The organism is Acinetobacter sp. Res13-Abat-PEC15-P4-01, from assembly GCF_015676285.1.
Lineage (GTDB): Bacteria > Pseudomonadota > Gammaproteobacteria > Pseudomonadales > Moraxellaceae > Acinetobacter > Acinetobacter nematophilus.
The window spans coordinates 302,885-321,736 of the sequence record NZ_JADAIN010000020.1; the positions used below are offsets into that span (position 1 = coordinate 302,885).

Consider the following 18,852-nt stretch of genomic DNA (forward strand, 5'->3'; position numbering starts at 1 on the left):
TAAACTAGACGAACATATGTTCGTCTAGTTAAAGTTTAGAGAAATGACGACACACCGCGTTGATTTAACCCGACCTTTTTACGTAGTCGAGTTTGCTTTTCACTGAGCAGCTCTTTTAAGAAGCTATCTAAATTAGCTTCATTGAGCGCAGTTGGAGTGAACAATTCATATCCCATTTGATTGAAAAATATATCAATTTTCGAACACTTCTGAACATACTTCATCGACCAATTCTTAAAGTGAATTCTGTCAATTTCCTTGATTTTGAATTCAACAATATCGTGATGCCGAATGTCATTTTTTATCTGCTGAAATAATGTTTGAACGATCGCTTTATCCCCTTCAAGACACTGAAAGAAATAATTATTGGCATAATACAAAACGCCGAAAATTTGATTGCTCGTATTGAATTCCCTAGCAGTGTTTAAGATATCATTGAGATCTTCAAGTAAATCAGAAGTCAATTGATTGCGAGTACTCGCATAACACAATCGAATTAACATATGCGCTGTCTCAAGACATTTTGGGCATAAACGACTCGATCACTCATTGGCATCAAAGTTATAAGGTTCAACATCATACTCTCCAGCCAAAAGATTAATAAAAGAGGGAATCGTCTCACTCGAAAGCAGAAAGGGATTAAAATCATCACGATGATTTTCTAGAAAAAAGTCTCCAAGCCTTTTGTTGACAGGAGCAAATTTCATATTCCAGTTTTTGAATAATCCAACCTCACATTTTTCATAGTATAAAATTTCACAATTCTGGTGACGTTGGTCTTTCAAAATCTGATTGTAAAAAAGATCGTCTACTTTACTTTTACGTCCTTCTAAACATTGAACAAAATATCCATGTCCATAATAAAGAACGCCTGTAATTTCATTACGAGAATTAAAATCTACGGCTGAATTCAAGATTTCTATGAGATCGTTCTTCACGTCTGGATGAACACTCGTAGCTTTACTTGCATATAAAACTCTGACAAATTCCATTGGAAGGTTTCCACGATAAAAATTACTTCAAACTAGGTGCTAACGCTTTAATTTTATTAATAAGCTTTATGTTTTCACATAGAAAGATTAGTAATGATGATTACCATACAGGGTTCGTGAAATGAAAGCGAATAGATTAGTAGAAATTATAAAAAAATATGAAATGTAACGTTTTTTTATTGCTGTTTGAGTGATTTGTTAAAGCAGGTGGTTGGATATTTGTTTTGTTAAAAATAAGCATATGAAAGTAAAAGAAAATATCAAAATATAATTAAAAATAATTGGTTAAAAAGTATACAATTGTAAGAAATTTCTCACAATCATGTAAGCTATGGATTATACCGTCTGATTTTCATTTATTTATACTGCCTACATACACCACAAGTGTTCATTATTATAAAGCTGCATAATTATTTAAGCTGTTTGTCGCTAACACTTAAATTAAAAAAAGCATTTATTAAATTAATGGACATAATAAAAATTGTTGTGTATTGGGGTAGCCCTCCTCCTTAGCCGGTTTACTAGGGAGGAGGGGTTTTTCTAAGGTTTAAAATATGAGGGAATGAAATGTTAATTTTAAAAAATTTATTTATTTTTGTTGTCTCAATATTCGCTATTTCATTGCTTATTATTATTTTTGATAAATTGGGAATGAATAAATATGTAAATTTATTTACAGCAGCTTTACTTTATGGCGCATTTATTACCATTTATTTTCAAAAAATATTTTTAAGCCTGTCTTTCTTTTTTGGGTTTTATACCCTGTTGTTCATGATTAGTTATTCAATTGAAGTGCTAATCATGCTATTCATTTCATGTGCTGTATTATTCTCAATTAAGATCGTCATGCCGAAATTGAAAAATACAGAGATCGATCACATTTTTAGTTTTAGCAGATTATATAAAAAGTAATTTTTGAAAATTATTTTTTATATAAAAGTATTAAAGAATTGTATGCTGATATAACCAGATATTGGCACTCCACTTCTTTAAATATTAATTTCAAAGTAAAAGATTAATTTATGGAGTAATGCATATGTTTCGTTGGGCAATAATTTTCGCAGTGATTGCACTTGTGGCAAGTTTACTTGGATTTGGTGGTGTAGCAGGGCTTTCTAAAGATTTTGCAGTTATTCTTTTAGTTGTTGCTGTCATCCTCGCCATTGTTGGCTTTATTTCTAGAGGAAAAATGTAGAGTGCACATTTGAATTTCAATAGAGTCTAGTTGGCTCTATTGGCTATTTGAATGGATGCTAAAAAATTATTGAATATTACATATTGGGTTTTTTATGAAAAATATTAACTATTTATATGTTTTAGAACAGATTTATAACTTTCTGTTGCTTACACCTGATTTCAAAACGAAGACTAATTTTGAAAAAGTGGTTGAGTATTTCAAAGTGCTGAATCAAGGTGTAGATGATGACTTTATTTTTGAAATTCCTGATAAAGTTATGGGGCAGTTTGGTAACAAGAAAATAATCAATATCATCAATGCGCCTGAGATTGATCATAAAAATAAATTTTTGGATTGGGTGGATCAGCAAATCAATTCATAAGCTTTATTTAAGATTTCAGAAAAAGATAACTGCTTAAAATTTTTAGTCAGTCAATTGTCGCATCAATCCTAAAAGCGCCATCTTAACCGAAAAATAAATTATTGGTCTCCAATACGCAACATCGCAAAAAATGCTGGAACAAATCAGTACGATAAGATCAGATTGTATATCATATGCCTAAATCCATTATCAAAACGTTGGGTGTAGAGAATACGAATTTTACACACGGCCTCTACAGGATTTTTTATAAATTTTAGTTATGAAGAAATATTGAAATCAAAGTTAATTTTTATTAATATCGCAGTCGCGATAGATTCTCATCTATCCTTTGGTGAAAAAAAGTTGGCAGCCCGGAAAGACGGGCACTAATTTTTTACTATGTTTACCGGTAAGGTTAGATCATCTTTAAAGTTAATTTTGATTTGATATCGTTCAGATCAGGCATCAAAAGATGGACATGACACTCATGTCTGATAAAAATACAATGTGTTGAAGTGATTTTATTTTTAGATGATCTAAATGTTTTGGCTTGAATACATCTATGTGTAGATTTGGGGGGGGCTTGATTTACATGCTATGATTTCGCCATTCGCAATAAAGGTTTTTGTTTTCGTGACTGCTCTCAAAATTCAAAAAGCTGCCTTGGAACGCTTTGCAAAGCAAGGGTTTAGTGCAACTTCCATGAACGAAATCGCAACAGATGTCGGTATAAAAAAGCCATCAATTTATGCACATTTTAAAAATAAAGATGATTTATATTTAAGTTTAATTCCCATTATGGTTGAGCATGAATTGAACTATGCAAGACAAATATTGACCGGTGGTGAGGAAGTATTTCAACAATTCAATATATATTTGAGTAGCATTGGTCAGCGATTTGACCAATCTTTTGATGTACAGTTTTGGGTCAATGCTTTACTGAATCCGCCAAAACATATCTATGCTGAGGTGATTGAACCCATGCATTTGTTTATGGAACATCTAGAGCAAATTTTTATGGATGCTTTGAAACAGCTACCTGAAAATCAATTGGATCATGTGACTTTGGCGCGGATGTATATGAGTTTCGTGGATGCCTTACAGAGTGAATTAATCTATGGCGGCAAGCACAAATATCAGCTTCGTTTAACGGCAATACTCAAGGTATTGGAGGTATTGAAAAACACCTGCAAATAAATAGGTGTTTTTCAATCCTTCAATCACATCGTTTTATCCTATTTACTTATTTCGTTTGCATAGAAGCTAAGCGCGGACATTAACAGACCGGACAGCAACAGGGTAAGAGGTAAAACTGAAATATGCTCAGGCATCAGACTGGCGATAAATCCAATCATTGCGCCTACGGCATATTGAATGAATCCCATAAATGACGATGCGACTCCAGTTAAATGACGCTCTGCCTGCTGCATTGCCAAAGCGGTCAAATTTCCAAATAAAAAGCCGGTTGACCAAATCGCAAAGCCCAAGGTCAGAATATACTCGATCAATGTCGGCTCTCTAAACAACGTACTGCTACATAACCACCCGGTGGCAACTAAAAAAATACACAGACCTAATTTTAATATTTTGTAGGCTGACCAACACCGATTCAGCAGCCAAATTGAAATTTGTCCTGTGAGGATAAAACACAAGGCGTTAAAAGCAAAAAGATAGCTGAAATGACTGGTATTGAGCTGATAATGTTGAATAAAAATATAGGGCGAATTGCTGATATAAAAGAAAAAGCCACCAAATAAAAAGCCACTTGCAAGGGTAAAGTAGAGATAGGCTTGGTTGGTACAGACACTACGATAACTGTTAAAAATATTTTTTAAATTCAGGGTTTGTCTTTTTTCAGGATCGCAAGTTTCTGGCAAGGATCGCATACTCCAAAGCAGTAGAACCGTGCCTAAGCCTGCTAAAGTATAAAATATGATCTGCCATGGATTATGTTGAATTAAATAGCTGCCAACAATGGGTGCGATTATAGGTGCCACCATCATGACCTGCATTAAAATTGAAAAATTCTTTGCGGCTTCTTTTTCATTACAAAGATCACTGATCACTGCACGTGGTGTGACCAAACCTGCTGCTGCACCAAGCGCCTGTAAAAAACGGGCTGTCAACAAAAGCGCTAATGAAGTTGCAAAGCTTGCAATCATTGATCCAATAATAAAAATCAATACACCAATCAATAAGGGTAATCTACGTCCAAATCGCTCTAATAAGGGACCATAAATACCTTGACCGATGGCTAAGCCAATTAAAAATATAGACAAGGTTTGCTGCATTTCACTCAGATTGACATTGAGGCTCTTTGCAATTTCAGGAAATGCGGGTAAATAAATATCAATGGCCAACGCGTCAAGCGCCGTCAGCATTGCAAGGAGAACAATAAGCGAAAAACCAATTTTTTGCTTGTGTAGAATTGGATTCATTGGTTTGATCTGTAAAATACCTAACGTTAGGTAGGTTAGTTAATTTTTTTTAGCTTTACAAGTCGAAATTTATCATTTATTGACAGGGGAGCAATTTTAGTTGTGTTGAAAAAGGGACGACTGATGATTTTTTATGGGATTGCTGAATTTTAAATGACTGAATTATGCTTGTCCAAGCCATAGTCTGTGCCATGAACTGCTGAGCGAAAGTTACTCATTTTTTATAGCTTCGCATGAATGCGATTGTACTCAGATGTAGGAAGATCCTAATACATTCAGGATCTTATCATTGGACAATGCTGAATTTGATTCAAGCTTATACAAGAAAACTCGTTGCACTAAGTCAGTAAAATACTCAATAGAACCAGAGTTAACAAAACGATATAACCGCGCTCATGAACCGTATTGGACAATTTACCAGACAAGTTAAGGGTTATTTTCATTCCAATCACGCCGCCGAGAATTAAACATATTAGTGCTGGATAATAGAAGTATCCCCAGAAATGTATTCCTAAGTGAGGTGGTTGTATCCATTGACTGATGATCAAGGTTAAGCAACCCGCGAGTGCAACAGGCATACTGAGTGGATTTGCCAGAGCGACAGCACGAGACATTTCTAAACCACAACGGCGAAATAACGGAACGGTCATGACACTTCCGCCAACACCGAGCGCAGCTGCAACGACACCAATGCATATGCCGCCCAGATGCTGTTCTTTTGAGTTTAATCCACGTTGAGAAATCTGCTGAGTTTGCTGTGATTTGAGTTGTCGTGACAGACAGTCAAGAATTGTAATGGATAAATAGGCTACAAATGCCCATTTTAAATAAAAGGCTGCGATATGGAGTGATATAAAAGTACCGATCACTGCACCCACCCCAATCCAATAGGCAATTGGAAAAAGATATCTTCTCTGTATATTGCCTCGTGTAAACTGTTGATATGAGGCAAGCCCAGAATTAATCACCATTAACAATAAGGAGGTTGCAACAGCACTCTTGAACGCCATGCCATATGCCAGTGAATCAGAGGCTTCATGAAAGTGAATGGTAGAATAGACTAATGGAACAACGACGAAACCACCTGCAAAACCAAATAATATGGTAAGTATGCCGCTCAGAATGCCAGCAGCCAGTAGAATAAAATAGAGTTCCATAACCAGAATCTTGAAAAATAATTCAGATTTTAGAGCTTTATAAAACAGGCAAGTTTGTTATATTCAGCTTTCAATTACTCAATTCAGACATGCAGATGAAGCAAATTTCTATTCACAGTATTGAACAGTTAGAACATAGAATCATTGCCATAGAAACTCAATACGCTGAATTTTATAGACTTGAACAACATAGCCATCAACGTGCTCAACTTCTGTATGGTGCAGAAGGGGTGATGCATGTTGAAACACCACAAGGCAATTGGATAATTCCACCTGAAAGAGCAGTATGGATTCCACCACAAGTTCCCCATCAGTTGACATTGTTCAATGTGAAAACATGTAGTATCTATATACGTCCTGACTGTTTACCTCGGATTTCAACGCAATGTGAGGTCTTGGCAGTTTCTCCATTGTTGCGACAGCTACTATTAAAGGCACCTCAACTTAGCCCACCTTTTTGCAAACGTGATGAATTGATTTTTGATTTGATCCTAAGCGAGCTTGAATTGTCTGAAGTGATCGATTTACATCTAGCCTTACCTGAAAACCAGGCGATGCTGAAGGTGTGTAGGGAATTTCTTCAGCACCCGAATATCCATTTTTCTCCTGAAGATTTTGCTGGGCAACTCTATCTCAGTGAACGTCATTTTAGTCGGCGATTTAAAAGTGAAACGGGGATGTCTTTTTCTAAATGGCGACAACATGCTTGCGTATTATTGAGTTTAGAGAGGCTGATTCGACAGCACTCAATCCAACAGATTGCCTATGATTTTGGTTTTAAAAATCCTGCGGCATTTAGCACCATGTTTCATCGTGTTTTAGGCATGAGTCCAAGTCGCTATATTCAGCGCGATAATTTTGTTGATTAAAACAGCCTGAGATTAAACCGAGATGCTTTGTTGGTGAGATTGAGTAAAATTGATCTTTTTCAGGTTTTTTTAAGCGATACAGGTCGATTTGAAGTGTTGGAAAATCAACTTTTCTGTTGAAAAATAAAAAAATAATCATTCATAAATTTTAAATTAAATAATAAGATTTTGAAAAATATAATTATTTTTTTTGGCATGATCAGTGCAATGGATTGGACATGAAATCTATATAAAGGAATGTTCATGTCAATTATTGCAGATCAAGTTGAAATTGAGAAAGAACAGCTCAAGCCCAATTTATCATTGATTTGGATTACTCGATGTCCAGTCCCTACAGCAACGGGGATCTCGTTAAAACGTGGGACTTTGAAAAAAAAGTTTGAACAACATGGTATCGATGTTGAAGTATTGCAAGATGCGAGCAAGGGTTTATCCATACATCATTTTGATCATCAATTACCTGCGTTGTTCCGGGAAGGGGGCAATGTTCCTGCACTTGCAGCACGTTCTGAGGGAGCACCGAGTCGTTTGATTGGTCTGACCTGGATTGATGAGTGGCAAGTCATTATTGTTCGTGCGGACTCGCAAATCAGTCAACCTCAACACTTGAAAAATGCAAGAGTTGCATTGCCAGAATATGCTGATACACGTGCAGGCAGCATTTTTAGAGCCATGTCTTTACAGGGTTTGCGTGGTGCACTTCAGTTAGCGAATTTAAAATTTAAAGATGTTGAATTTGTTGAGGTTCCAGAGCGAGTAGTATCAGAAAACAATCAAAATAGACGTGATGCAAGTTCTTATTGGTCTGGTTTGGATGCGCTGCTGACAGGTGATGTTGATGCGGTTTATGTGAAAGGTGCTTCTGCTGTTGAGGCTGCCAAAGCGCGTGGCTTAAAAGTGGGGATAGATTTAGATTCTTTTGAGGATGTGAGCAGCCGAGTAAACAATGGAACGCCACGTCCAATTACAGTTCATGAGGATTTACTGAAAGATCACTTTGATACTGTGGTGAATTTCCTTGAGGAATTATTTGATACCGCAGACTGGGCTGCTGAGCATTTAGATGATGTATTGAGCATTCTTGAAGATGAAACCATAGCGGGAGCTGAGAGTGTAGCGACTGCATATCGTAATGATTTCCATAAAGCGCTTCATCCGTCATTAAGTGCTGAACGCTTGGAGCTGCTTAAACAACAAAAAGATTTTCTTTGGCTACATGGCTTTTTAGAGCGTGATATTGATCTGGATGCTTGGGTGGATCATCGCCCGTTACAGGAAGTATTAAAACGACGTAAAAACAAGACATTTTAACAGTAGAGCACAGAATATGACTGCAATTGTTCAACATCCTTTTTCAACTGAAATAAATACTTTCATTGAAGAAAATCGTCAAAAGGCTGAATTTGCTTTTGAGGTTTTCCGCCGTACATCTACCATTACCGCAAATGGCACAGTGAACTTCGTTGAGCGAGGTCCTGAAAATACATTGGTGACCTTTAACTATGCTGGACCATGGTCACCAGAGCAAAAAAGCAAAATCTTGGTTGAGACTTTAGACGGTGAAGTACTCCTTGGACGAAAAAGTGCGGGGGGGAGATATAACAAACTATTTAAAGAACATGCTGACATTACGACGATTTCACATGTACATGCACCAAATTTAGGTGCGTGGGCACAAACTCATCGCACATTGCCGATTCGTTATGTGCCTGTACAGCGCTTCCATTTATTTAAAGAACTACCAATTTATATTGACCGCCGCCAGGCCGAAGTCGATTTCATTTTAGATCAATTGAAAGTGGACATTGAGTATCGTGCAATTTTAGAAGCCAATGGTGGTGCCACGGTATGGGGACGTCAAGGTTTGCAAGAAACTGCGGAGTTTATTTTGTTGCTTGAAGAAGGTGCCCAAATTCAATTATTGGCTGAACTGGTGGGTGGCAGTCGAGATTATGGTCAAGGCGTTTTACAGCAACAATGGAAAATGAGTGGTTTGACCGAAAAAGCAAAAAGCTTGGGTTTATTGCCACAAAATTAAGGTCAGTACATTTTTTAAACGCTGATTGAAAAAGACAGATAGAGATTATAGAAAATATGGCAGTAAAACTTTTATGGTATCTCACTTCTCCCGACGGTCCATATCCGTGGTTGGAAAATGGGCGTTGGGATACCGATTATGAACATTTAAAGCAAGTTGCAATCACCGCTGACCGTGTCGGTTTTTATGGCTCTTTGATGGGAACCAGTGAATATGAAACTTTGGCGGTAGCCGCCAGTTTAATACCATTTACTGAGCGCTTAAAGTTTTTAGTGGCTCAACATCCAGGTGAAGTTCAGCCTGCGGTTTTGGCAAAATATGCACAGACGTTTGATGCTTTTTCTCAAGGGCGTTTGTTGTTCAATGTTGTCAATGGGAATGACAAAGGATTAGCGGCACTCGGTATTCATTATCAGCATGATGAGCGTTATGACTTTAGTAAAGAATATTGGGCGGCATTTCAGCAAAACTATTTGGGAGATACGATGGGATTTGACGGGAAATTTATCAAAATTTCACCACGACAAGAAAGTGCATCACCGATGGGCCGATGGTATGGTCCAACACAGTCGAAAGGGGTTGAACTATGGGGAGCTGGAACGTCAGATAAAGGCGTTGAACATTCTGTAGAATTACTGGACGTGTATTTAAGCTTTGCCAATACACCGCCTGTACTGGGTGCAAAATTCAGCAAAGTCGCTGCAAAAGCAGCACAAGTGGGAAGGACATTGGAATTTGGGACGCGTCTACAAATCATTGTTCGTGAAACAGAAGAGGAAGCGTGGCAATACGCTCAGTCACTTCTGGACAAACTGGATGTCAACTATGCAATTGAAGCGGTAAAGCGTCAATTGCCTGCCGGTGAAAGTTTTGATGATTATCAAAGTGAACATCCGCAAGTACAAAAAAACTTAGCTCTGCTCAGACAAGGCATTTTACCGAGTGCTAAAGATTTTGAAATCTATCCGAATGTATGGACCGGTCCATCGCTGTTTGGTTTCGATATCTTGAATCCTGCAGCAGGAACAGCTTTGGTTGGAAGTGCTGAAAATGTCGCAGACCGTATTAAAGAATATGAACACTATGGAACATCAGCCTTTATTCTATCGGGCTTTCCGTTGATCAGTGAAGTTTATCGTGTTGCTGATTTACTCTTTCCTTTACTTGAATTGGACCATGGTTTTGAGTTGCCTCAACTGAAAAAACAACCTTCTGCATTAAATATTCGTGCAGGCAAAACAGTAGCTTAAGGGGGATAGGGTGACACAATATTCAGCTCGGCAATGCTTGCTCAAACATTGGCTTTCAATACTGATCATGCCATTTAGTACGCATAGGTTAAGCCAGCAATATCAATTTAATTCTTTCATTTTAATGGGTTGTCGCCTTATATCATGCTGTGGATATATTGATCGTAAACTGCACTTTAGGCACCTGTCGATCAATCAATTTTTAAAAAAAGCACAATTAAATCTGTACTCAAGTGCCTAAACCAGAAAGAGAGTAAATATGAGCAAAATTACGCGTCGAGAATTAATTAAACATACTGGTTTGGGATTAGGTGCAGTCGCGGCTGCAAGTTTGATTGGCTGTTCTCGTTCAGACTCACCTACACTCAGTGGGGATTTATCTTCGCCTCAAAATAATCAACCGAAAAAAGGGGGCGTAATTAAGATTGGGGTCATCAATGGTCATCAAGCCGGTAACTTGGATGCACACAAACCGATTGGCATGTCGAGTGCATTTCGTGGATGGCCTTTATATGCAAAACTGTGGGAATGGGGGCGTGATATTCAGCCAAAACTGGCTTTAGCCGAATTTGCTGAACCCAATGCAGATGGCACAAAATGGACCATCCGTTTAAAAAAAGGCTTGGAATTTCATCATGGAAAAACCATCACTGCTGATGATGTAATCTTTTCATTAAGACGTTTAACCGATCCTAAATTGGCATCCCCCTTTGCCGCTTATTTATATTCTTTACAGCGTGATGCGATTCAAAAGCGCGATGCGTACACCATTGAAATTCCCTTTGCTCCTGCCAAGGGATTGGTTGCTCTACCAGAAGCATGGATGAGCTGGGGGGGAATTGTACCCACAGATTATGATCCGATAAAAAATGTTGTGGGTGCAGGTCCCTATAGGCTTGAAAGTTTTACACCCGGGCAACGTTCTCGTTTTATACGCTTTGAGAATTATTGGAAAGCCCATCAACCCTATGCTGATGCGATCGAAATTATTGATTTTAAAGATCAAACTGGGCGTTTAGCCGCGCTGCAGTCTGGTCAAATTGATATTGCAACAGGGGTTCTTGCGGAACATTTACCATTGATTCAGCAGAATAAACAACTCAATGTCGTCGCTTCAGAAACCGATGCCTGGCAATCTTTCGACATGAATACAAGCAAAGCACCTTTTAATGATTTACGTGTGCGTCAGGCATTCCGTTTGATTGCGAATCGCGATGATCTGGTTAAAAGAGCACTGGTGGGGCAAGGGCGTGTTGCCAATGATCTTTATTCATTTAGTGACCCTGTATATAACCATGCTATTGCACAGCGTAAACAAGATTTAGTCCAGGCAAGAGCATTATTAAAACAAGCTGGTTTTGAAAATAGCCTAAAAGTTGACTTGTATACTGGACCAGACAGTAATGCAGCATTGGTGTTTGCTCAACATGCCGCTCAAGCAGGAGTGATTGTCAATGTGCGTCAAGTGGAAGCTGCCACATTTGCCGATGCCGTGAAACAGGACTGGGCTTTCAGTACAGGTTCAAATGTATCACGTCCATTTTTACTGACCGTATTGCAAATTGATGGACCAGGTGCTGCAAATAATAAGACACGTTTTAACAATGAACGTTTTTCAGAATTAATTCATTCTGCTTTGCAACAGGCAGATTTAGCAAAGCGTAAAGTTCTGGTGCACGAAGCCCAGCAAATCCAACATGAACAGGGTGGTTTACTGATTTGGGGATTCAGTAATGTACTTGATGCCCATTCAAACCATATTGGTGGCGTGACAGCAGATCGCACGGGTTTTGCTGGTTGGCGTACTGATGAATTCTGGCGGAGGGGCTAGATCATGACAACTCAGACTGGCGAAATCAATACGCCAACACAACAGGTAAATACTCAAACTGATCAAACCCTTGCTTTGCCTGCATGGTTTCCGTGGTTTTTGACACGGATTGTATCAGGACTTCTCGTTATATTTGTAATTACATTGATAGTCTTTATTGCAACTCAAGCATTACCTTCAGACCCTGCCCGAGTGATTTTGGGTGCAGAGGCACCTGAAGAAACTGTGCAACTACTGCGTGAACAGCTTGGATTAACACAACCTATTTTAGTGCAGTATTGGCATTGGCTTATCCAATTATTTCAAGGTAATTTCGGTCGTTCAATCGACTCCCATGTGCCTGTTGTACAAATTATCCGTAATTTTTTTGGCAATACGATTGCTTTAAGCAGTTTGGTCATTGCCATTACTTTGCCGGTTTCAGTGCTTTTGGGAGTGTGCCTAGCATTACGTCGAGACAGTAAGCTGGATCGGATTGTGGTGTCGACTTCGATCATATTTAAAGCAGTTCCCGGTTTCGTATTGGCAATTTGGCTCATGATGTTTTTTTCAACATCGGTATTTCATGCTTTACCGGCTGCTTCTTTGCTGATTCCTGGTCAATCTCCATTTACTCAGATTGAGTTTTTGATTTTACCGGTGCTGACTTTATCACTGTCTCTGATTCCTTATTTAATGCGACTGGTCCGTGGTTCAATGATTGATGCCTTGGAATCCGACTACGTAACAGCTGCACGCATGCGTGGTATTCCAGAGCGCCGTATTATCTGGCGCCATGTGCTGCCGAATGCATTGGTGCCTGTTGTACAAGGGACGGCATTGAGTATACGGGTTTTGTTGAGTGGTGCAATTATTGTTGAAGTGGTATTCAGCTATCCCGGTATTGGAAATGCCTTAAATGCTGCAATCGAAATGCGAGATATACCGACCATTCAGGCCATTATATTACTGCTGACAATTTGTGTGGTGATAATTAACCTTATTGCCGATTTGCTGACCACCTTGTTGACCCCCAAAATTCGTACTGCAAAAAAGCATAAGGCCCGTTCACCGGGACGTCGTAATGCGCTGCGACTATGGAAATCAGGGCGTCCAATTACAGTGAAACCCGTAGACCGTCGTAATGCATTAAAAAACAACCATCAGGGAGATGCACAATGAGCACACTTCAATGGTATCAGCGTAAATTTTTTAAAACATTACTTCGTGAGCGTCAGGTCCGTTTTGGCGTCGTTGTAACAGCGGTCGTTTTGATATTTGCTTTGCTTGGACCCAGGATCGCACCTTTTGATTCAACAGCATTGATCGGAACGACCTATGGGGCACCTGAAGGGCGTTCATTATTGGGATATGACTACATTGGGCATGATGTCTGGTCACGTGTTTTGACAGGAGGCATGTCTGTCATTTGGATGACTTTGGCAGCAAGTGTAATTGCTTTAATTGTCGGATCAGGTTTTGGTATTTTATCCGCATTTGCCCGTAATAAAGTCGATCAATTTGTTACATGGCTGACAGATGTGTTTATGGCATTTCCAGATTTGATTTTAGTACTGCTGATCGTGTCGATGTTAGGTCGTCAACCGTGGTTGATCGTACTGACCGTTTCAATTGCATTTATTCCTGGGGTCGTACGTTTGGCTCGCAGTGTGGCTTTGAACATCGTTGAACAGGAGTATATAGAAGCGGCAAAGATTCTAGGCTATTCCAAGAGTTATATCTTATTTCGTGAAATTTTACCCAATATGCTGACACCGCTCTTGATTCATCTCGGTGTGATGCTGACTTGGGCTGTGGGTATGTTGTCTGGTTTGGCTTTTCTGGGTTATGGCGTTGCACCGCCAATTGCAGACTGGGGCTTAATGATCAATGAAAATCGGGCAGGTTTGTTGATTCAACCATGGGCGGTGTTTGCGCCAGTCATCTTGATTGCACTGTTTGCCTTGGGAACTAACGTATTGGCAGAAGGCGTAGCACGAGCAGCGGCACGAATTGAGGACAAATAAAGATGACCAAGCAATATCAACAAACAGTTTTATCAGTACGAAATCTATCCGTTGCGTTGATCACAACAGCTAAGCACATCATTTCTGACATTTCATTTGACCTGAAGGAAGGTGAAGTCTTAGGTCTTGTTGGAGAAAGCGGTTCAGGTAAGACCACATTATCCAGTGCTTTGCTGGGATATACGCGTCACGGTGCAAAAATTGTTCAAGGTCAAATTGATCTGGATGGTCGCAATATTTTAACACTGGATGATTCGCAACTCAGGCAAATACGTGGACATCAAATCAGTCATGTCGCTCAAGACCCTGGTACAGCATTAAATCCTGCTTTACGCATTGGTCAGCACCTTGAAGAGTTGCTGGATGTTCACCAAGCCAAATTGAGTGCTAATGAACGGAAAAATAAAGTCAAAAGAATGTTGCAAGATGTTGGTTTGGCATTTGATGATGATTTTTTGAAACGGTTTCCCCATCAACTTTCGGGAGGGCAGCAGCAACGCGTATTATTGGCACTGGCTTTTCTATTACAGCCCCGTTTAATTGTTTTGGATGAACCTACTACGGCACTGGATGTTAGTACCCAGACTTTAATTTTGAACATCATTCGAAAATTGTGTAATGAATATAAGGTTGCGGCAATTTATGTCTCACATGATTTAACTGTGGTGAAGGAGATTGCAGATCGGGTGATTGTATTGTATTCAGGACGTATTGCTGAAAACGCAGTTTTAACGCAATTATTTGAATCACCAAAACATCCGTATACTCAGGGTTTACTCAATGCTATCCCAGATGTAGCGATACGCAAATATTTATTGCCTATTGATGGACATGCTCCTTCGCCAAACCATCGTCCTCTAGGATGCGCTTTTGCCCCACGTTGTGATTTTGCTACGGAGATCTGCCGAAAACAGTCGCCTAAGCTTATTCAAATGGTGGATGAATTAGAACAGCACCTTGTGGCTTGTCACCATCTGGAACAGGTGGGTTTCAGTCAGCTGAAGCAAATTGAAACCGCGTATGATGCGTTTAAAACCACACATGAAGCATTATTAAACATTCAGCATCTCAATGCGTGGTATGGACATCAGCAGGTACTGTTTGATGTGTCATTTCAACTGCAACGCGGTGAATGTCTTGCTCTGGTGGGAGAGTCTGGTTCTGGTAAGACGACTTTGTCGCGAGCACTGGCAGGCTTGAATGACAGTGTAGAAGGGCAAGTATTTCTAGACAGTATCTTACTGCCATTTACAGGAAAATTACGTCGTTCAGAACAAAGACATAAACTTCAGTATATCTTTCAAAATCCTTATAAAGCACTGAACCCTGCACATACGATCGGGCAAACCTTGTTGAAAGTTGCAACACATTTTTATGGTCAATCTGAATCGCTGATCGCAGAAAAAGTCTCAGATGTTTTGACGCAAGTGTCTTTGCCTTTACAGATTCAGGATCTGTATCCAAGAGATTTGTCAGGTGGAGAACGTCAGCGTGTTGCGATTGCACGGGCGTTACTGTGCCAGCCCGAAATCTTGATTTGCGATGAAATCACTTCAGCTCTAGATGTTTCAGTTCAAGCTTCAATTTTAAAACTTTTACAGCAACTACAACTGCAAGGTGTGACCATACTTTTTGTGACACACAACTTGGGTGTGGTACGTGCGATTGCTGACCGAGTTGCTGTATTGAAAAATGGAAAAATTGTCGAATACGGTGATACCCAACAAGTATTGAGCCAACCAAAACATCGTTATACCCAATCTTTACTCGCTCATGCACCGAGTTTGTATCGCCCTGCCACACAACAACAGTACGTATAAATAATTGAACATATTATGGAGTTAAACATGAATGATGCAACCAATACCGACTTTCTTACACTGGGTTCAATTCGACATATTCAAAGTGAAAAAGAAGCGCTGCAGATTGCTAAAGACGTTGCCAAGAAATTAAATGAAATTGCCCAAGATCCACAATATAACCGTACAATCCCTTATCAACAGGCACGTCTCATTTCGGAGGCAGGATTAACAGCAATCAGTGTACCAAAACAATTTGGAGGTTTAGGTGCAAGTATTTTAACCATTGTGAATGTGGTGAAAATTATTTCTTCAGCTGATGGCGGTATCGGACAACTGCTGCAGATTCATTTTACGATGTTGAGGGGGGTGCTCAATGGCTATGAAGATGAAATTCGTGATCAGGTCATCACAGATGTATTGGCAGGAAAGCGATTAGGTAATGCTTTGGCTGAAATTGGCGGGAAAGATAAATTTCATCATAAAACCCGCGTTGAAAAAAACCAGCAAGGTCAATGGATACTCAACGGCAGTAAATTTTATTCGACAGGATCTTTGCTGGCGGAATGGATTTCATTAATTGCAGGCAGTGACGAGGGACCCGTCTCTATACTGGTACATCGGGATACTGTTGGTTTGGAGTTGATTGACGATTGGGATGCAGTTGGTCAAAACAATAGTGTCAGTGGTACAGTCAATTTTAATCAGATTGTCCTGGATGAACGTTATATTGCCAAACGTAATTCGGGTGGCTTAGGGACGCTATTGCGTACCGGATTGACCTGGCCTCAGATTTTGCATGCTGCTATGGATACTGGTATTGCTGCAGGTGCATTACAAAGTGGAATTGAGTATTTACAACACCACGCCCGTCCTTGGGTGGAAAGTGGTGTTGATTCTCCAACAGAAGAATCACATATCATTAAACAGATTGGTGAATTTGCGGTGTTGGTACGTTCAGCAGAAGCTTTGCTTGACCGTTCAGCAGAAATTTTTACCCAACATCTAGAGAATTTAGAAGATCAAGATTTACAAACGGAATTGATATTATCTGTTGCTGCAACACGAAGCCAGTCTGATGCCGCTTCTTTGAAAATATCCAGTGAAATTTTTGGTTTGCTTGGGGCAAGTTCGACTTTATCAAAATGGAATTTAGACCGTTTCTGGCGAAATGCACGGACTCATACTACGCATGATCCAATTCGTTGGCGTTTATACCATGTCGGTAATTATTATTTAAATAATATTCCACCCGGTGAATACAACTCTGTGCTCCTTAAAAAACAAGCACAGAATGTGACGCATGTTGCCCAGAATAAAATTTGATTAAACCCAGATTAGAGATCGAATCAATGATGTTGATTGGATTCGATCTCAAGTTTTTAAACAACCGTATGACCATATCGCTCTATTGGCGCTTCTATTCAAAGTAAAAAACCGGTCACCGATCATCCCATAACATTCAATTTTTTAGTCATTAGACTTGAGCACGACTGAAATACCGTGACTCACCATATCTCTGTCTGCCTGTGCAATGCATAACGCTTTTTAATCCCTAACAGAATGGGACCATACTGGGAGAAATGATCAAATCTGATTGATTTGGAAAATAAATTTTTTATTTAAAAGTGATTCAAATCAAATTTGATCAATCTGTTTATCTGATTATATTCTGGTAGAGTTCAGCTGCTAGCCATTGATTGACATCTATGCGCTGAGGAATAAATTTCCATCGGTATAAAAAGTCACTTAAATCCTGCAACGCTCGAATCGAAACCTCATCAAAATTTGTATTTAATTTTAGATGAGCATTCTCCCCATAAGCGATGTTGACCCATTGTTCACTGCTATTGCATTCCTTTGCCAAATAACGCTGAGTATCACTGGCATGTAAATGCGCCCATTGCTCAGCTTCGAGGACGGCTTCAAGAATGGTCTGTGTCTGTTCAGGGTATTGGGTCAATAGACTCTCATCCACGGTTAGCGTACGAGGTGTGCCATTGTTCGAGCGCAAGATGGGATCTGGATGGGAACCAATATCTATAATGGTATGTAAGGCATAATCTTGAGCGATTTGAGCAGCATGTGCGCCCTTCAAAAAAATCGCATCGACCTCTCCTTTGAGCAGTGCAACAATTTCAGCACTGGCATTGAGTGGATTACGTTTACCATAAAAACTAGCATCATTTTGAACAGGAAGCTGCTGTTGTGTTTGTGCCGCTAGAATATCTGTCCGGAGGGTGTCGACCAACACAAGATCGCTGACTTCAAGATCTACTGTTTTCAATGCATTTTCCAACCCACGGATGGCTTGGGCGCGAGAAAAATCAATAATCGCATCTTGGTGATGGGGGATACCAAAACGTTTTCCTTTTAAATCGTTTACTGTTTTGATTCCTGTGTCATAGCGGGTTAAGAGTAGCTGGATTTCATCTGCCCAGGATAAACCGATGACTTTGGTTTTTTGACCGGAAGCATAAGCCCAAATCGCGGGAATACTACCGCCATGACGGACAGAATTTTCCAAACTATGATTAAAATGTGAATTACGAATATCTTTTGAGTGAGATTCACGAATTGATTTGATTTCAATATTTTGTTTAGAAAATCGATCTTTTAGCCAGCCTTTTTGGATTGCAATACCTAATCCTGTAGGAACAGGACAACGTGTGTACCAGAGTGTAGATAAGTGGTTAATGACTTGTGTTGCCATAAAAACATTCCTATTGAGTTTCAAGGCTGAACTGCAAAATTAATGCCATTATTTAAAATATTGATTTATAATATTTTATTTTATTATCATGTTTTTTGATGTTGATATATCAAAATCTGTTGCATTCACAGCACTCATCAAGATTTATTGTCTTAAATTCAACAATGCTGATCATTTGATTAATTATATCACTATAAATTTCATATACTTGGTTTATGTTT

At 39.3% G+C, this 18,852-nt stretch carries 18 protein-coding genes; 13 read left to right on the plus strand and 5 right to left on the minus strand.

Annotation, left to right across the window (positions count from 1 at the left end; translation table 11 throughout):
- Positions 1-35: 35 nt before the first annotated feature.
- Both IMO47_RS08420 and IMO47_RS08425 read right to left on the minus strand, forming a co-directional pair.
- Positions 36-503: a BLUF domain-containing protein gene (locus tag IMO47_RS08420; protein WP_196074546.1), complete on the minus strand. Its 468-nt coding sequence runs from the start codon at positions 501-503 to the stop codon at positions 36-38.
- Between the two features lie 39 nt (positions 504-542).
- The gene (locus IMO47_RS08425; RefSeq protein WP_196074545.1) at positions 543-992 is read right to left on the minus strand and encodes a BLUF domain-containing protein; all 450 of its coding nucleotides are present in this window, start codon (positions 990-992) and stop codon (positions 543-545) included.
- 567 nt (positions 993-1,559) lie between these two features.
- Between IMO47_RS08425 and IMO47_RS19605 the strand changes: the two genes are divergently transcribed.
- The 4 genes from IMO47_RS19605 to IMO47_RS08440 all read left to right on the plus strand — a co-directional run bounded on the left by IMO47_RS19605 (position 1,560) and on the right by IMO47_RS08440 (position 3,727).
- Positions 1,560-1,904 carry a hypothetical protein gene (locus IMO47_RS19605; RefSeq protein WP_227552185.1) on the plus strand — a complete coding sequence of 115 codons (345 nt, stop codon included), beginning with the start codon at positions 1,560-1,562 and terminating at the stop codon, positions 1,902-1,904.
- Between the two features lie 124 nt (positions 1,905-2,028).
- Positions 2,029-2,187, plus strand: coding sequence for a DUF1328 domain-containing protein (locus tag IMO47_RS08430; RefSeq protein ID WP_196074591.1), 159 nt, complete (start codon positions 2,029-2,031; stop codon positions 2,185-2,187).
- A gap of 94 nt (positions 2,188-2,281) precedes the next feature.
- Positions 2,282-2,551, plus strand: a complete 270-nt coding sequence (locus IMO47_RS08435) for a hypothetical protein (RefSeq protein WP_196074590.1) — start codon at positions 2,282-2,284, stop codon at positions 2,549-2,551.
- Positions 2,552-3,163: 612 nt separating this feature from the next.
- The gene (locus tag IMO47_RS08440; protein ID WP_196074589.1) at positions 3,164-3,727 is read left to right on the plus strand and encodes a TetR/AcrR family transcriptional regulator; all 564 of its coding nucleotides are present in this window, start codon (positions 3,164-3,166) and stop codon (positions 3,725-3,727) included.
- Positions 3,728-3,765: 38 nt separating this feature from the next.
- Here IMO47_RS08440 and IMO47_RS08445 read toward each other — a convergent pair whose 3' ends face one another.
- Together IMO47_RS08445 and IMO47_RS08450 are read right to left on the minus strand one after the other, a co-directional pair.
- On the minus strand, positions 3,766-4,968 hold the full coding sequence (locus IMO47_RS08445; RefSeq protein WP_196074588.1) for a multidrug effflux MFS transporter: 1,203 nt from the start codon (positions 4,966-4,968) through the stop codon (positions 3,766-3,768).
- A 338-nt stretch (positions 4,969-5,306) separates the two neighbouring features.
- Positions 5,307-6,125: a sulfite exporter TauE/SafE family protein gene (locus IMO47_RS08450; RefSeq protein WP_196074587.1), complete on the minus strand. Its 819-nt coding sequence runs from the start codon at positions 6,123-6,125 to the stop codon at positions 5,307-5,309.
- A gap of 95 nt (positions 6,126-6,220) precedes the next feature.
- On the opposite strand from IMO47_RS08450, the gene IMO47_RS08455 reads away from it, so the two are divergent.
- The 9 genes from IMO47_RS08455 to IMO47_RS08495 all read left to right on the plus strand — a co-directional run bounded on the left by IMO47_RS08455 (position 6,221) and on the right by IMO47_RS08495 (position 17,244).
- Positions 6,221-6,994: a helix-turn-helix transcriptional regulator gene (locus tag IMO47_RS08455; RefSeq protein ID WP_196074586.1), complete on the plus strand. Its 774-nt coding sequence runs from the start codon at positions 6,221-6,223 to the stop codon at positions 6,992-6,994.
- 243 nt (positions 6,995-7,237) lie between these two features.
- Complete coding sequence (locus IMO47_RS08460; protein ID WP_196074585.1) at positions 7,238-8,305, plus strand: ABC transporter substrate-binding protein; 1,068 nt, start codon at positions 7,238-7,240, stop codon at positions 8,303-8,305.
- 16 nt (positions 8,306-8,321) lie between these two features.
- A complete protein-coding gene (locus IMO47_RS08465; RefSeq protein WP_196074584.1) occupies positions 8,322-9,032 on the plus strand; it encodes a class II aldolase/adducin family protein in 711 nt (236 codons plus the stop codon).
- Positions 9,033-9,088: 56 nt separating this feature from the next.
- Positions 9,089-10,282 carry an LLM class flavin-dependent oxidoreductase gene (locus tag IMO47_RS08470; RefSeq protein WP_196074583.1) on the plus strand — a complete coding sequence of 398 codons (1,194 nt, stop codon included), beginning with the start codon at positions 9,089-9,091 and terminating at the stop codon, positions 10,280-10,282.
- A 259-nt stretch (positions 10,283-10,541) separates the two neighbouring features.
- The gene (locus IMO47_RS08475; RefSeq protein WP_196074582.1) at positions 10,542-12,113 is read left to right on the plus strand and encodes an ABC transporter substrate-binding protein; all 1,572 of its coding nucleotides are present in this window, start codon (positions 10,542-10,544) and stop codon (positions 12,111-12,113) included.
- Positions 12,114-12,116: 3 nt separating this feature from the next.
- The gene (locus tag IMO47_RS08480; protein ID WP_196074581.1) at positions 12,117-13,274 is read left to right on the plus strand and encodes an ABC transporter permease; all 1,158 of its coding nucleotides are present in this window, start codon (positions 12,117-12,119) and stop codon (positions 13,272-13,274) included.
- Positions 13,271-14,119 (plus strand): ABC transporter permease, encoded by an 849-nt coding sequence (locus IMO47_RS08485; protein WP_196074580.1) that lies wholly within the window; start codon positions 13,271-13,273, stop codon positions 14,117-14,119. Before IMO47_RS08480 ends, IMO47_RS08485 begins: the two co-directional genes overlap by 4 nt.
- 2 nt (positions 14,120-14,121) lie before the next feature.
- Positions 14,122-15,939: an ABC transporter ATP-binding protein gene (locus IMO47_RS08490; protein WP_196074579.1), complete on the plus strand. Its 1,818-nt coding sequence runs from the start codon at positions 14,122-14,124 to the stop codon at positions 15,937-15,939.
- Positions 15,940-15,966: 27 nt separating this feature from the next.
- Complete coding sequence (locus IMO47_RS08495; protein ID WP_196074578.1) at positions 15,967-17,244, plus strand: acyl-CoA dehydrogenase family protein; 1,278 nt, start codon at positions 15,967-15,969, stop codon at positions 17,242-17,244.
- Positions 17,245-17,575: 331 nt separating this feature from the next.
- On the opposite strand, the gene IMO47_RS08500 is transcribed toward IMO47_RS08495, so the two are convergent.
- Positions 17,576-18,631 carry an ABC transporter substrate-binding protein gene (locus IMO47_RS08500; RefSeq protein WP_196074577.1) on the minus strand — a complete coding sequence of 352 codons (1,056 nt, stop codon included), beginning with the start codon at positions 18,629-18,631 and terminating at the stop codon, positions 17,576-17,578.
- Positions 18,632-18,852: the final 221 nt, after the last annotated feature.

Excerpts from the sequence above, each read along its gene's own strand:
- IMO47_RS08420 (WP_196074546.1), bottom strand. The coding sequence starts at position 503 with ATGTTAATTCGATTGTGTTATGCGAGTACTCGCAATCAATTGACTTCT.
- IMO47_RS08425 (WP_196074545.1), bottom strand. The coding sequence starts at position 992 with ATGGAATTTGTCAGAGTTTTATATGCAAGTAAAGCTACGAGTGTTCAT.
- IMO47_RS19605 (WP_227552185.1), top strand. The coding sequence starts at position 1,560 with ATGTTAATTTTAAAAAATTTATTTATTTTTGTTGTCTCAATATTCGCT.
- IMO47_RS08430 (WP_196074591.1), top strand. The coding sequence starts at position 2,029 with ATGTTTCGTTGGGCAATAATTTTCGCAGTGATTGCACTTGTGGCAAGT.
- IMO47_RS08435 (WP_196074590.1), top strand. The coding sequence starts at position 2,282 with ATGAAAAATATTAACTATTTATATGTTTTAGAACAGATTTATAACTTT.
- IMO47_RS08445 (WP_196074588.1), bottom strand. The coding sequence starts at position 4,968 with ATGAATCCAATTCTACACAAGCAAAAAATTGGTTTTTCGCTTATTGTT.
- IMO47_RS08450 (WP_196074587.1), bottom strand. The coding sequence starts at position 6,125 with ATGGAACTCTATTTTATTCTACTGGCTGCTGGCATTCTGAGCGGCATA.
- IMO47_RS08455 (WP_196074586.1), top strand. The coding sequence starts at position 6,221 with ATGAAGCAAATTTCTATTCACAGTATTGAACAGTTAGAACATAGAATC.
- IMO47_RS08460 (WP_196074585.1), top strand. The coding sequence starts at position 7,238 with ATGTCAATTATTGCAGATCAAGTTGAAATTGAGAAAGAACAGCTCAAG.
- IMO47_RS08465 (WP_196074584.1), top strand. The coding sequence starts at position 8,322 with ATGACTGCAATTGTTCAACATCCTTTTTCAACTGAAATAAATACTTTC.
- IMO47_RS08470 (WP_196074583.1), top strand. The coding sequence starts at position 9,089 with ATGGCAGTAAAACTTTTATGGTATCTCACTTCTCCCGACGGTCCATAT.
- IMO47_RS08475 (WP_196074582.1), top strand. The coding sequence starts at position 10,542 with ATGAGCAAAATTACGCGTCGAGAATTAATTAAACATACTGGTTTGGGA.
- IMO47_RS08480 (WP_196074581.1), top strand. The coding sequence starts at position 12,117 with ATGACAACTCAGACTGGCGAAATCAATACGCCAACACAACAGGTAAAT.
- IMO47_RS08485 (WP_196074580.1), top strand. The coding sequence starts at position 13,271 with ATGAGCACACTTCAATGGTATCAGCGTAAATTTTTTAAAACATTACTT.
- IMO47_RS08490 (WP_196074579.1), top strand. The coding sequence starts at position 14,122 with ATGACCAAGCAATATCAACAAACAGTTTTATCAGTACGAAATCTATCC.
- IMO47_RS08495 (WP_196074578.1), top strand. The coding sequence starts at position 15,967 with ATGAATGATGCAACCAATACCGACTTTCTTACACTGGGTTCAATTCGA.
- IMO47_RS08500 (WP_196074577.1), bottom strand. The coding sequence starts at position 18,631 with ATGGCAACACAAGTCATTAACCACTTATCTACACTCTGGTACACACGT.